Here is a 13,281-nt window from a genome sequence, read left to right as displayed (position 1 = left end):
GATATACTATCTGTCAATTCAAAAAAGCATGCAATTGCATACTTTTAATTTTTTTATAGTTAATTATTTAGTACAACCACTTTACCAAATCCCGCTTGACTTTCGATATAAGAATGGGCTGCTGGGATTTGCTCTAACGAAAAGATTCGTTGAGGAGATACATTGATTTTATAAGCATCAATATAGCTAAAAAGTTCATCAATAAGCTGCTGATGCACATTTCCTGAATAAAAACTAGTCAAATAACTATTGTTTCTTATTTCTACGATTGGATCAAACTCCTCTACATACCATTTGCCACCTAATTAACCAGTGTTACAGATAATTCCTGCACTTTGAATATGGTCAGATGAATTTTTTAGAGTAGCCGGACCGACTAATTCAAGGATTTTATCAAACTTTTCCTCAGTTTGCAAAACTCCTCTTTCATCTAAAATAATTTCATCAAAGCCTTGCCGTTGAAGCAAGTCTTTTTTAGCAAGAGAACGAACTGCACCAACTACACGATTCTGTGGGAATTGTGCTTTTACTAACTTTAAAAAGGCTAACCCAACACCACTCGTTGCAGCTCGGACTAAGATTGAGTCTCCCTCTTTTATCTGCATATTTTTGAAGGAGCCAAAAGCTGTATAGTAGGTCTCCGGTATTGCTGCTAATTCCGCCCAAGATAATTGACTGTCTACAGGGTAAATCTGCTCATTTGGAAGCAATACATATTCAGCATAAGAATCGTCATACGCACGTCCCATTTCGCCCATAATAGAAACAATTTTTTGCCCTTCCTGCAAATCTCTCCTTGTCGTTTCAACTACTTGTCCTACACACTCAATTCCTAAAATACGAGGGAATTGAACAGTTGGAGATAAACCTTTCCGAGTAAAAATTTCTGAATGATTGATACCAAAACCTTTGATTTTGACTAAGGTCCATCCTTCTTTTACAGATGGGATAGCTCGTTCTTCTAGAACAAATTTCTCTGGACCGCCTGGCTCATAAGTCACCATTGCTTTCATTTTATTTCTCATTAGTTAAACCTCCTATTCCCTATTCGCAAACATAGATTTTAACTAGCTAATTCGAGCAATTTTCTTACAAATTCATTAGCTGGCTGTTGTTTGATTTCCTCTGGCGTGCCATATTGCTGAATTTCTCCCATATCTAACACCAAGATTTTAGTGCCTAATTTTAGAGCCTCTGCTATATCATGCGTGATAAAAATAACGGTAATTCCTGTTTCTTCATGCAAGGATTTCAACTCATGCTGCAGTTGATAGCGCGTAATAGCATCCACTGCTCCAAAAGGCTCATCCATTAGCAAAATATTAGGAGTTGCAGCTAATGCACGTGCGATCCCCACTCGTTGAGCCTGTCCACCAGAAAGAGCAGACGGATAACGATTTTTCAAATCATTTTCCAAGCCTAGCATAGCTAATTTTTTATCTACAATCCGGTCAATGTCTGCTTGACTTTTCTTTTGCAAATTTAAGACGTAAGCAATATTTTCAGCAACTGTCAAATGCGGAAACAAGCCGTTTCCCTGAATAGAATAACCAATTTTCCGCCGCAATTCAATCAAATCCGTGTCTTGAACATCTTGACCATTGATAAGGATTTGCCCTTGGTTCGGCTTGACCAAACCATTTACCATTTTTAACAATGTCGTTTTTCCTGAACCAGAAGTTCCTACAATCGTCAGAAAGGCTCCATCTTCAATTTTTAAGTCTAATTGTTTGATAATGTCGCGGTTTCCGTAAAATTTGCTGACATTTTTATATTCAATCATTTCTTCAAAATCCCTTTCTCTACAAGATAATCATGAGCAACTTTAGCAGGTTCTTCTTTATCATTTTCTACTTTGTGGTTCAATTCTGCCATTTTGCTATCGTTCAAAATACCATCTAATTTAGCCAGTGCTCTTTTCAATTGAGGGTATTTTTTAAGAGTTGTTGACCGAACAACTGTTCCTGCCTGATAAGAAGGATAGATTTTTTTATCATCTTTCAAAACGACGAGATTTGCTCCATGAAGCTGTCCATCTGTAGTGAAAATATCAATTGCATCCACTCTGCCAGATTTAACTGCCTGATATTTCAGTCCGCTATCCATATCTACTTGCGACTTGAATTTCATACCATAGGTTGATTGCAATCGGGCAAAACCGTCTTCTCGACCAAAGAAGTCATACTCTGCACCAAAAGTTAAATTGGGACTTGCTTTAGCTAAATCACTAAAGGTTTTGATATTGTATTTTTCTGCAATATCCTTACGAACTGCCAAACCATACGTATTATTAAATCCAAATGTATTTGCCCATTCTAATTGATATTTTTTACGATATTGACTTTCAAGTATCTTAAATTGACTTTCATCATAAGAACCTGACTTTTTGAGAATAACTTCCCAGATTGTACCAGTGTATTCGGCATAAATATCAAATTCCCCTTTTGTAATAGCAGGGTGGATATTGGCAGTCCCACCACCAACACCTTTAGTCATTTTGACCTTAAGATTGGTGTATTGTTCAATAACTTGCTTTTGCATTTCACCTAAGATATAGTTTTCTGTCTGTGGTTTGGTCGCAATTTTCACGGTTCCGCCCATTGGACTCATTTGGAAAAATGCGATGGTTCCTGCCATCAAAAGAACTATAGAACTGAAAACAGCTAACCATTTTTTAGATACTTTTTTATGACGTAAGATTGATTTTTCAACCAAAGAAAGAAGAAAATCAAAGACCAATGCCAACAGGGCGACTAAAACACTTCCGACCAAAGTTAGGGTTTGATTATTAGTCGTAATCCCACGGTAAATTGCTACACCAAGACCGCCAGCACCAACGAAAGAAGCAATCCCCGCAAGAGCTATGGTCATTGTAACCATATTACGGAAACCTGCCATCATAACTGGAAAGGCAAGGGGCAGTTGCACCTTGGTTAAAATCTGCTTGCGTGTAGAACCCATTCCTTCTGCTGCTTCAATGAGAAGCGGGTCAACACCAGAAATGCCTGTATAAGTACTTCGTACCATTGGTAACAGGGCATATAAGGTTAGTGCTACAATTGCTGTCTTGTTACCAATCCCCGTAATCGAAATCAGAATCCCTAAAAGTGCAATAGAGGGAATTGTATAAAGAGTATTCACTAAACCGATAACGACTCCAGCCCAGCTTTTTTTGAAACTAATAAAAATCCCAAGTCCAACTCCAAAAATCAAAGCAAGTAAGATAGACAAACCTGATATCCAGACATGATCCCAGATAAGACCTAACAGAAACTGCCATTGATTGGTGACTAATTTGATTAACTCGTTCATGCTTCATCCTTTCTTGATTGGCTTAAATTTACTAAAATACGCTCTAAATAAATCTCAAATTCACTGATTTCCAGATCAGAAAAACCACTGTAAAAGATTTCAATGATTTCATCAGAAATTGCATCATATTCTACTTTTAATCCTTTTGCATAATCTGTCAGACAAATCATCTTTTTCCGCTTATCTTTTTCATGAGAACACCGTTCCACAAGCCGCATGCGAATCATTCGGTCAATCATTTTGGTCAGAGTGTTCAACGTCAAACCGGTCTGCTCTGACAGTTCGGTTTGGCTTTGATAATCTTTTTGCCAAAGCGCGTGTAAAATACGTCCCTGTTCTCCATTAAAAGCTTGAATCCCTCGTTCTAACAAAATATGATTCATTAATCGATTAGATAAACGATGAATTTTTCCAATGTAAAACCCACTATTAATTATTTTTCTATCCAACTGTTTTTTCCTCTAAAATTATACGATATAGAAGTTTATTTATAATACTATATCGAACCTTTTTTGTCAAAGATTTGGTTTCAAAAAAAAAGATGAGCAAGTGCTCATCTTGAAATAATCTGTTGAACATTCGCCTGCAAATCTGGTATCACTTGCTCTGCAAACCAAGGATTCTTGGCCAGCCAGATTTGATTTCGTGGAGATGGGTGAACAAGTGGGAAATATTCTGGCAAATAATCTTGATAATGTTTTACCGTATCGGTTAACTTTACAGTTCCCTTTTGATGAAGATAATACTTCTGAGCATATTGGCCAATAAGAATAGTCAATTCCAGATCTGGTAACAATTCTAAAATCTGTTGATGCCATTTTTCAGCAAAACCCTTGCGAGGTGGCAAATCACCTGATTTTCCATGCCCTGGAAAATAAAAGTCCATCGGAATCGCAGCAAAATAGCCAGAATGATAAAATGTATCATAGTCAACACCCATCCATTCACGCAGACGATCACCACTCTTATCATTCCAATATAAACGTGTTTCCTGCGCTTTAATACCCGGAGCTTGACCAACAATATTGATCCGCGCCGACTTAGGAGCTGCAAAAAGCGGCTCAATTCCTCGCTCTGTATATACTTGATTTTGTGGATCAACCATAATAGCTTTCTTAATGTCTTCTAGCGTTTCCATTCCTTGCCTCTATTTTTGATAATTTTTCTTCATATAAATTTTCAAATCAGTTGCCTGCCGTCCTGTGATTGTCCGAAAATCATCTGTCACAATGTCCAAGCAGCCTTGACTCCCAGCTTGGTAGAGAGAAGCCAGCACAACTCCAAATCCTTTGGGCTGATCATAAAGAGCAGCAAATTCCTCAACTGTCACTGGTTGGTAGCTAATCTCGTGACCAGAAACCTCGGACAAAAGATTAGCCAGCTCCAACATTGTGTAATTGCGTTCTTGAGTCAAAACATACGTCTTTCCCTGCAAGGCAGGTAACATAGCCAGTTTGACAATAGCTTCTGCACTATCTTCCCTCGAAATAAAGCTCATTTTGGCATTTCCCATTGGATAAATGACAGCCTTGCGCTCTATTAACTCAGGTAAGTAAGGCACCAATGGATCAGCATACATAGCATTTTTGATAATGCTGTAAGAAAATCCAGCCGATGCTAGACGAGTATTTGCATAAGCAAAGAAAGCTGCCATGTGAAATGGACTATTGACTTGATCAGCAAAAAATCCAACAAAGATAAAGTGCTTAACTCCAGCTCTTTCTGCTGCAACGACTGAATTTTCAAATTCTGGCACACGCACAATGCTTGGATGAGAAATACTTGGAATGTAAATCAAGATATCCGTTCCACGCCAAGCTGCGACCATAGAATCTACATCTAAATAATCAGCTTCTCTGACATCAATCCCTGCTGCTGCATATTGACTCGCTTTTTGGGGACTCCGAACAGATAACCGAATTTCATTAGTGTCTAACTGTTTCTGTGCTTCGGCAACGACCTTTTGCCCCAATTGACCTGTCGCACTCGTAATTGTATAAATCATAATGTTCCCCTTTCTTTGAAAGAAACTCAACTATTTCTAGCTGAGTTTACATGCTTTATTTGATTAATTCATAAATTGCTTCTGCATAAATAGCAGCAGCTCGGAACAGGTCTTCTATATCTATAAATTCATTTGCTTGGTGCATGGTATCTGTATAGCCTGGGAACATGGCACCATAAGCAACACCGCGTTTCAAGAGACGACCAAATGTTCCTCCACCAATGATTTGCTCATAACCTTTCAGCCCTGTTTGCTTTTCATACACATCTAAAAGTGTCTTCACAAGCGGATCTTCCATTGGAACATAGTGAGGAACATGCTCGTGCTCTGACAATGTCACATTTTCCACAGGTAAGTTTTCCAATTTAGATTTGATTGATGCTGGATTGGTTCCTTGTGGATAGCGGAAATTAAGAGCAATGGTGTTGTCATCGCTTGTTTCATCAAATCGGAAGACCCCTGCATTCATAGAAAGAGCACCCATTTTTTCATCTACATAGTCCACTTTTAAGGATTTCCCTTCATGGTCTTCTAAAAGAATGTTTCCTGCCACTTCAAGATAGTCTTTAGCAGAATCTGCAAAATCAAACTGGGTCAAGAATTTCGCCAGATAAGTCGCGCCATTGACACCGGATTGTGGAGATGCTCCGTGAGCAGATTTCCCAATAATCATTACTGCCATTTGCCCATTCGGTAATTCTTGGTATTCAAAGCGAAGTCCATGTTTTTTGGCAAATTCGTCCAATTTATCTACAAGATTTGGCATATTTCCTGATACTACTGCTGTTGCAGATTCAGGAACCATATTTTCACGAAGTCCGCCAGTAAAGCTATGCAAGCGCGCAGCTCCGCTATTTTCCCCTGCAAAATGAAGATATTCAGTAATATTTCCTTTTTCACCATTGATAATCGGAAATTCTGCATCTGGCGAAAAACCAAAATCTGGCTCTGGAAGACCAACATGTTTGAAATAATAGTCCATATCAGCCCAACCAGATTCTTCATCTGTACCAACTACAAAACGAACTTTCTTAGACGTCGACAAACCTAATTCTTTGATGATTTTCAGTCCATAATAGCAAGCCATCGTTGGCCCTTTGTCATCACTCGCACCACGCGCATAGAGTTTTCCATCTTTAATTGTTGGTGTATAAGGATCTGTATCCCAACCGCTTCCAGCCGGCACCACATCCATGTGTGCAAAAATTCCAAGAACTTCAGCTCCTTCGCCATATTCAAAATGCCCTGCATAATTGTCCACATTCTTCGTTGAATAACCATCACGCGCAGCTAATTCTAAGAATTTTTCCAAAGCCTTAACAGGTCCAGGCCCGAAAGGATGTTCTTTATCTGCTTTCGTATCATCTCGCTCGGAGTTGATTTCCAACAAACTAAATAAGTCAGCCAATAAAGCATCGCGACGTTTTTCAACCTCTGCTTTAAAATCAATCGTCATAAAATCATATTCCTTTCTATCAACGTTTTTCAATAATCTCATCCACTGGCAAACGATAGCTTGGATCCAGTTTATCGTCTGTGTAGCCAACAGTAATTAAAAGTTCTGGACGGAAGCGCTCATCAATATCTAACACTTGATTGACTTTTGACTTATCAAATCCAAGGATAATATTGGAACTAATGCCCTGGTCAGTCAATGCCAACACTAAATTCATAGCTACCAATCCAGCATTGAGAGCTAAATAATCACTCTTTTGCTGTTCAGTGTAATGACTGTACTGAGTCGGAAGATTTTGCATGTAATATTGCAATTTTTCTTCAGACATATTTTTTATACCAGCAGTACGAGCAATCTTACGAGCGCGCTGCACCAAGTCTGTATCTGTAAAGAGAGCAATCGTCACAGGCGCTTCTTTGATTTGCTCCTGATTAGCATTAAAGGCAATCTCAGCCAAGTCTGCATTTCTCTCACGCACAACTACAAATTTCCAAGGCTGGCTATTATGAGCACTTGGCGCTAAAGTTGCAATTTCAATCGCCATTCGCACATCTTTTGGATCAACTGCTTTATCATTGAAATGCTTAGTTGCATGACGCTTTTTATTTAATTCAAGAAATTTCATAAGGACTTTCCTTTTCTTATTATACTCATTCCATTTTACCATAAATTGGAAGAGCTTGCAGGGGTTTTGTGAGAACTAAAATATTTTATTTGGAGGTCATAATCACTTTTCTTTATTAATTTTTTAAAACTCTATTTGGAAACTTTTTTACTATCATCTTATCAGATAATATAATATTTGGAAATTATATAGCACTTTAAATCAATCACAATATGTAGTATTTTAAAACAAGATTTTTGTAAATTTGACAACTACACTTTGTATTTGTGTAAACAACTATATAATTCTCTGCTTTTAGTTAAAAATTTTTTAAAGTTAGAAATTCAAGCAGGTTATATCACAAAAGACCGTTTGCACGGTCTTAGTTTGTGAATGATTATAATTCAAGATAAACATTTATTCTTTGATTTCAGAAAACTCGGCATCAATTATTTCACTGTCATTTAATCTATCTTTGAATTCTGGTTTTAGCTCGTCTTCAATATCAAACTCTACTTCAAATTCTCCATTTAATATTTTTTCAAATGTATCAGCAAGTCTTGCTCCCATTGGTTTAAATGTAATGTAAGTAATTCCTCCTGAAGCTAATCCTCCTATAATTGGAATTGTTTTTGTAATTATAGAACCAACTGATTTTTTTGTAATGTTTACGCCAATAATTGTCCCGACTTTTTTCACAAGAGGATACCAAGCCGTTTTAGTTAATGCTTTCTGAGCCACCTTTTTCCCAAGATTCATTCCTGCTGCCTTAGAAACATTTGCAATCAATGCACTCGCTCCACTCGCACCGAACATTATTCCAAGGTAAGAGATAACTCGTATTTGTACTTCTTCAGGTAGTTCCTTATAGTTTCCTTCATATAAGTCGTCTTCTCCAAATAAGTAAGCAATTTGTTGAGCTAAATTTAGAGCAAAGCCCATATATTGAGCAACATCTGCTCCCCCAGCAACGGCAGCTGTTACCGGATTTGAAGGTAATCCAGCAACAAAAGAAGTGAAAGAAGTTTTAGTGGTGCTATCTTTGATTATTTTTTCAGCTCGTTTTCTCAATGCCTCTGGTGTGAAAACTTTTTGAGGTCCATGTTCTAAAATACTATCAAGATATCTACTATCTTTAAATTGTTTACGTAGAAATTCTTCTCTATCTACCTTCACAAATGGAAGTTGGCTAGCAGCATTGATTGTCTGTATAACTACAGCATAAGCATCATTTTGATTCATAAAAATTCTCCTTAAAATAGTCTCTTTTTATTATATATATATATATATTGTCAAGCATTTTACTCTTATTATTTTCATATTTTTGTAAAATAATAAAATAAAATCAGTTAAGGAGTATTTTTATTCTTACTGTTCTAGTTCTACTCTAGGCTCTCTCAATTTTCTCTGCACAGCCTCTGCAACTTTTCGCGGTACGCCTACTTCGACAATTTCCTCAACACTAGCTTTCTTGATATTGGCCAAAGATTTAAAATGTCGCATCAGATTTTGCTTGCGTTTGGGCCCCAGTCCTTCAATGCCATCTAGTTGTGATGAGAAGGAATTCTTAGACCGGAGCTGGCGATGGAAGGTAATGGCAAAGCGGTGGACTTCATCTTGGATGCGCTGCAAAAGGAAAAATTCCTGTGAATTGCGAGATAATTCGACCACTTCCAATGGATCACCAAAAAGTAATTCATGAGTCTGATGCTTGTCGTTCTTTTGCAAACCAGCGATAGGAATATCTAAACCTAATTGATGTTGAATGACGTCTTTAGCAATGTTGACTTGGCCCTGACCACCATCAATGACAATCAGATCAGGTGGTATTAAACCATCTCGCATAACTCGGCTGTAGCGACGCTTGATGACTTCCCGCATACTGGCATAGTCATCCGGACCGATAACTGTCTTAATCTTATACTTGCGATAATCTTTTTTGCTGGGTTTGCCATTGATAAAAACCACCATAGCTGAAACAGGACTTGTTCCCATAATATTGGAATTATCAAACGACTCAATTCGAACTGGAGTGGGAATATTGAGGAGTCGGCCTAGATTTTCAATTGCTCCTTGCGTTTTTTCAACAGATTTCTCTAATAAGTCAAACTTCTGCTGTAAACTAACTTGAGCATTCTTAATTGCCAGATTGACCAGCTGTTTCTTTTCTCCTCGTTGAGGCTTGAGAATTTTTGTATCCACCACAGCCCGTACTGATTCCTCGTCAATATCAGATGGAATCAAAATTTCATTGGGCACCAGATGAGATGTATTCTGATAAAATTGTCCAATATAGGTCAAAAAATCCTCGTCAGGGTCATTGTAATAAGGAAACATATTTACATCTCGCTCAATGAGTTTTCCTTGACGGACAAAGAAAACCTGCACACACATCCATCCTTTGTCCACATAATAGCCAAAGACATCCCGATTCTGTAAATCCCTTGCCATCACTCGTTGCTTGGTGCGAAGTGTCGCAATACTTTGAAGCAAATCTCGGTATTCAGCCGCTTTTTCAAATTCCATCTTTTCAGCAGCACTAGTCATTTTTCCTTTCAATTCATCAATAATCTTATTATCATGACCTTTGAGGAAATCTGCTACTTCTTGAGCCATCTCTTGAAAGAAATGTGGATTATTATGGCAGATAGTATGAGCTCGACACTGTCCGATATGATAGTAGAAGCAAACTTTCTCAGGTGGATTGGTACACTTGCGGAAAGGAAAAATGCGATCCAGCAGGCGCTTAATTTCATTCGCAGCACCTACATCAGGATACGGACCAAAATATAAACCACCATCTTTCTTAACCTGACGTGTGATTATAAGCCGCGGATATGTCTCATTGGTAATTTTGATAAAAGGATAGGACTTATCGTCCTTAAGCATGATGTTGTATTTGGGTTGATTTTCCTTGATCAGATTGATTTCAAGCAACAAAGCTTCAATATTAGACTCAGTGACAATAAACTCAAAATCCTCAACCTCAGACACTAACGCTTCCGTTTTAGTATCATGACTTCCGCGAAAATACGAGCGCACCCGATTGCGCAGATTCTTGGCTTTTCCTACATAGATGATCGTACCATTTTTATCCTTGTGGATATAACAGCCTGGGCTAGTCGGCAATAACTCTAATTTTGATTTAATTAAGTTGTTCATAATTATCATTATAGCAAAATTAGCTAAAAGGAAGTAAAAAGGAACACAGAAAGTCTAAATGATTACTATAGAAAAGGGCAAGCAAATAAATATTAAAAATTTTAAGCCCATAGCTTCACTATCACAAGGTTTAAATAGGTTATTAGAAGTATACTTTAGGTTGTAGATAGAATAAATCTTTTTTCATTGAGTATTTCTCCAGATTTACAAAACGAACAAAAGGTTGACTTGCTTCGCAATTTTTCCTACTACTTTTTAATAATTGGCTATTGTATCAAAATTTTTTGCTATCACAAAGAAAGGCAGGGATGCTACTATCCCTGCCTTTCCATCATCAACACTACAATTGTCCTCGTTGACAATAGTTTCTGTTGTGATATTATTCAAAATCAAGATATTCTTTTTCAAGTTCAAGAACTTCTTCCATCGTTGCACATTCTGTAAGGGCACGTTGAGCCAGTTCTTGCATCTTCTTCGTATCCAATTTTTTCATCAAACTACGTGTACGAAGAACAGATGTGGCACTCATTGAAAACTCATCCAGACCAATACCAACTAGAAGTGGAACAGCAGTTTGATCACCCGCCATTTCACCACACATACCAGCCCACTTGCCTTCAGCATGAGCTGCTTTGACCACTCGATCCACTAAACGTAAGATAGATGGGTTGTATGGTTGATAAAGGTAAGAAACTTGTTCATTCATACGATCTGCAGCCATTGTGTATTGAATCAAGTCATTAGTACCAATTGAGAAGAAGTCAACTTCTTTTGCAAATTGATCAGCCAACATAGCTGCTGCTGGAATTTCAATCATAATACCAACTTGAATATTGTCCGCAACTGCAACACCTTCCGCGAGCAATTTAGCTTTTTCCTCTTCCAAAATACCTTTTGCGGCACGGAATTCAGTCAACAAAGCAACCATTGGGAACATGATCCGCAATTGCCCATGAACAGATGCACGCAAAAGTGCACGTAATTGTGTGCGGAACATTGCATTTCCTGTTTCCGAAATTGAAATACGAAGCGCACGGAATCCAAGGAATGGATTCATTTCTTTTGGAAGATCAAAGTAAGGAAGCTCTTTGTCCCCGCCAATATCCATTGTACGGACAACAACTGGCTTACCGTTCATGCCTTCCAAAACAGCTTTGTAAGCTTCATATTGCTCATCTTCTGTTGGGAAATCTTGGGAATCCATGTAAAGAAATTCAGTACGGTAAAGTCCGACAGCTTCAGCGCCATTAGCGTTGACACCTTCAACATCTTTTGGTGTACCGATGTTTGCAGCCAGTTCAAAATGTTTTCCGTCAGCTGTTACTGTTTCAGCATCTTTCAGTAAATCCCATTCAGCCTTTTGTTTGGCATAAGCTTCACCAGCTGCTTTAAAATCTGCAATTTGTTCTTCGGTTGGATTGATAATCACTTCCCCAGTGATACCATTTGCAGCAATCACATCACCGTCTTTCACTAATTCGGTAATGTTATTCGTTCCAAGAACTGCAGCAATTTCAAGAGTACGAGCCATAATAGCAGAGTGACTTGTACGTCCACCGATGTTTGTGACAAAAGCTTTAACAAAATTCTTATCTAACTGAGCTGTATCAGAAGGTGTTAAATCATGTGCAATCACTACTACTTCTTCATTGATCATAGCAGGATTTGGTAGGCGAACTCCAAGCAAATGTGCAAGCACACGTTTTGTAACGTCACGAATATCAGCTGCACGTTCTTGCATATATGGATTATCTTCCATATTTTCAAAAAGCGTGATAAACATATCCGTGACTTCTTTTAAGCCTGATTCTGCATTAACTTTCTTTGCACGGATTGTTTCCTTAATCTGACCAATCATTTCTGGGTCAGAGAGTACCATTAAATGAGCATCAAATACTTGTGCTGCTTCTTCACCAAGGGTTTCTACTGCTTTTTCACGGATAACAGAAAGCTCGTTTTGTGAAGCTTCAAGAGCTGCATCCAAACGAGCCTCTTCTGCATTTGTATCTTCGACTGAAGCAGTCTCGAATGATAAATCCGGTTGAACAAGTAGATATGCCTTAGCAACAGCAACACCATCAGATGCTGCGATTCCTTTAAGCATTTCTGTCATTTTATGCCAATCCTTCTTTTGTCATTGTTTCTGCGATTGCTACAATTGCATCATCTGCGTCTGCACCTTCAGCTGTAATGGTCACATCTGCACCTTGACCAACACCAAGACTCATAACACCCATGATTGATTTAAGGTTTACTGATTTACCTTTATATTCAAGAGTGATGTCTGAAGCGAATTTGCTAGCAGTTTGAACCAACAAAGTTGCTGGACGTGCATGAATACCTGTTTCTGCCACAATGTGGAAATCTTTAGAAGCCATAATTGGACTCTCCTTTAATGTAATCTTTTTGGGGTCATAAGTGATAACCCTTACAATTCTAGATTATAACATCTTTGTAAAATTTTTTCAAGAATTTTATGTGTATTCAGCAAGCCTTTTTTATGAGAATTACTGAAATTTTATTAAAACGATATTTTCATTATCCAATCTACAAACATATTTCCAATTGATTATCCACTGAGAAAAATTTGATTTAACAAAACAAAATATGTGATTTCCCTTTGATTTTTCATTTTTTGAAATACTATATCTAGTATCATTGGATTCAAAAAACAAAAATAAGCACAACATTTAGAATATAATAGTTGACAAAATTTCTCGTTTTGGATATACTAAATCCATA

General features: G+C 37.7%; 11 protein-coding genes and 1 pseudogene. All 12 read right to left on the bottom strand.

The features are described from left to right. Positions 1-59: 59 nt before the first annotated feature. The 12 genes and pseudogenes from HMPREF2542_RS00955 to HMPREF2542_RS00900 all read right to left on the bottom strand — a co-directional run bounded on the left by HMPREF2542_RS00955 (position 60) and on the right by HMPREF2542_RS00900 (position 12,917). Positions 60-1,013: pseudogene (locus HMPREF2542_RS00955) on the bottom strand (zinc-binding dehydrogenase). 50 nt (positions 1,014-1,063) lie between these two features. Next, positions 1,064-1,783, bottom strand: a complete 720-nt coding sequence (locus HMPREF2542_RS00950) for an ATP-binding cassette domain-containing protein (RefSeq protein ID WP_003068463.1) — start codon at positions 1,781-1,783, stop codon at positions 1,064-1,066. After that, complete coding sequence (locus HMPREF2542_RS00945) at positions 1,780-3,312, bottom strand: ABC transporter permease/substrate-binding protein (RefSeq protein ID WP_058669724.1); 1,533 nt, start codon at positions 3,310-3,312, stop codon at positions 1,780-1,782. The genes HMPREF2542_RS00950 and HMPREF2542_RS00945 overlap by 4 nt, the downstream gene beginning before the upstream one ends. Beyond that, positions 3,309-3,761: a MarR family transcriptional regulator gene (locus HMPREF2542_RS00940; RefSeq protein ID WP_058669725.1), complete on the bottom strand. Its 453-nt coding sequence runs from the start codon at positions 3,759-3,761 to the stop codon at positions 3,309-3,311. The genes HMPREF2542_RS00945 and HMPREF2542_RS00940 overlap by 4 nt, the downstream gene beginning before the upstream one ends. A gap of 104 nt (positions 3,762-3,865) precedes the next feature. Beyond that, a complete protein-coding gene (locus HMPREF2542_RS00935) occupies positions 3,866-4,450 on the bottom strand; it encodes a uracil-DNA glycosylase family protein (protein ID WP_003068457.1) in 585 nt (194 codons plus the stop codon). A 9-nt stretch (positions 4,451-4,459) separates the two neighbouring features. Next, positions 4,460-5,317, bottom strand: coding sequence for an SDR family oxidoreductase (locus HMPREF2542_RS00930; RefSeq protein ID WP_070484117.1), 858 nt, complete (start codon positions 5,315-5,317; stop codon positions 4,460-4,462). A gap of 55 nt (positions 5,318-5,372) precedes the next feature. After that, positions 5,373-6,773: a dipeptidase PepV gene (pepV, locus tag HMPREF2542_RS00925; RefSeq protein ID WP_070484120.1), complete on the bottom strand. Its 1,401-nt coding sequence runs from the start codon at positions 6,771-6,773 to the stop codon at positions 5,373-5,375. A 19-nt stretch (positions 6,774-6,792) separates the two neighbouring features. Continuing rightward, entirely contained in the window at positions 6,793-7,398 is a 606-nt protein-coding gene (locus HMPREF2542_RS00920) for a nitroreductase family protein (protein WP_003068452.1), read from the bottom strand. A 396-nt stretch (positions 7,399-7,794) separates the two neighbouring features. After that, positions 7,795-8,619, bottom strand: coding sequence for an ABC transporter ATPase (locus tag HMPREF2542_RS00915; protein WP_070484114.1), 825 nt, complete (start codon positions 8,617-8,619; stop codon positions 7,795-7,797). A 126-nt stretch (positions 8,620-8,745) separates the two neighbouring features. Further along, positions 8,746-10,539, bottom strand: a complete 1,794-nt coding sequence (gene uvrC, locus HMPREF2542_RS00910; RefSeq protein WP_058669727.1) for an excinuclease ABC subunit UvrC — start codon at positions 10,537-10,539, stop codon at positions 8,746-8,748. A gap of 379 nt (positions 10,540-10,918) precedes the next feature. Further along, positions 10,919-12,652 (bottom strand): phosphoenolpyruvate--protein phosphotransferase, encoded by a 1,734-nt coding sequence (ptsP, locus tag HMPREF2542_RS00905; RefSeq protein ID WP_003068445.1) that lies wholly within the window; start codon positions 12,650-12,652, stop codon positions 10,919-10,921. Position 12,653: 1 nt separating this feature from the next. Then, positions 12,654-12,917: a phosphocarrier protein HPr gene (locus HMPREF2542_RS00900; protein WP_003023815.1), complete on the bottom strand. Its 264-nt coding sequence runs from the start codon at positions 12,915-12,917 to the stop codon at positions 12,654-12,656. Positions 12,918-13,281 lie beyond the last annotated feature (364 nt).

The organism is Streptococcus sp. HMSC034B05, assembly GCF_001809055.1.
GTDB classification, from domain to species: domain Bacteria; phylum Bacillota; class Bacilli; order Lactobacillales; family Streptococcaceae; genus Streptococcus; species Streptococcus constellatus.
The sequence above is the reverse complement of the archived record's forward strand: the minus strand, read 5'-3'. Positions and strand labels throughout refer to the sequence as shown.

What these genes read in the sequence shown, in the direction of transcription:
- HMPREF2542_RS00950 (WP_003068463.1), bottom strand. Translation starts at nt 1,783, where the DNA reads ATGATTGAATATAAAAATGTCAGCAAATTTTACGGAAACCGCGACATT.
- HMPREF2542_RS00945 (WP_058669724.1), bottom strand. Translation starts at nt 3,312, where the DNA reads ATGAACGAGTTAATCAAATTAGTCACCAATCAATGGCAGTTTCTGTTA.
- HMPREF2542_RS00935 (WP_003068457.1), bottom strand. Translation starts at nt 4,450, where the DNA reads ATGGAAACGCTAGAAGACATTAAGAAAGCTATTATGGTTGATCCACAA.
- HMPREF2542_RS00930 (WP_070484117.1), bottom strand. Translation starts at nt 5,317, where the DNA reads ATGATTTATACAATTACGAGTGCGACAGGTCAATTGGGGCAAAAGGTC.
- pepV (WP_070484120.1), bottom strand. Translation starts at nt 6,773, where the DNA reads ATGACGATTGATTTTAAAGCAGAGGTTGAAAAACGTCGCGATGCTTTA.
- HMPREF2542_RS00920 (WP_003068452.1), bottom strand. Translation starts at nt 7,398, where the DNA reads ATGAAATTTCTTGAATTAAATAAAAAGCGTCATGCAACTAAGCATTTC.
- HMPREF2542_RS00915 (WP_070484114.1), bottom strand. Translation starts at nt 8,619, where the DNA reads ATGAATCAAAATGATGCTTATGCTGTAGTTATACAGACAATCAATGCT.
- uvrC (WP_058669727.1), bottom strand. Translation starts at nt 10,539, where the DNA reads ATGAACAACTTAATTAAATCAAAATTAGAGTTATTGCCGACTAGCCCA.
- ptsP (WP_003068445.1), bottom strand. Translation starts at nt 12,652, where the DNA reads ATGACAGAAATGCTTAAAGGAATCGCAGCATCTGATGGTGTTGCTGTT.
- HMPREF2542_RS00900 (WP_003023815.1), bottom strand. Translation starts at nt 12,917, where the DNA reads ATGGCTTCTAAAGATTTCCACATTGTGGCAGAAACAGGTATTCATGCA.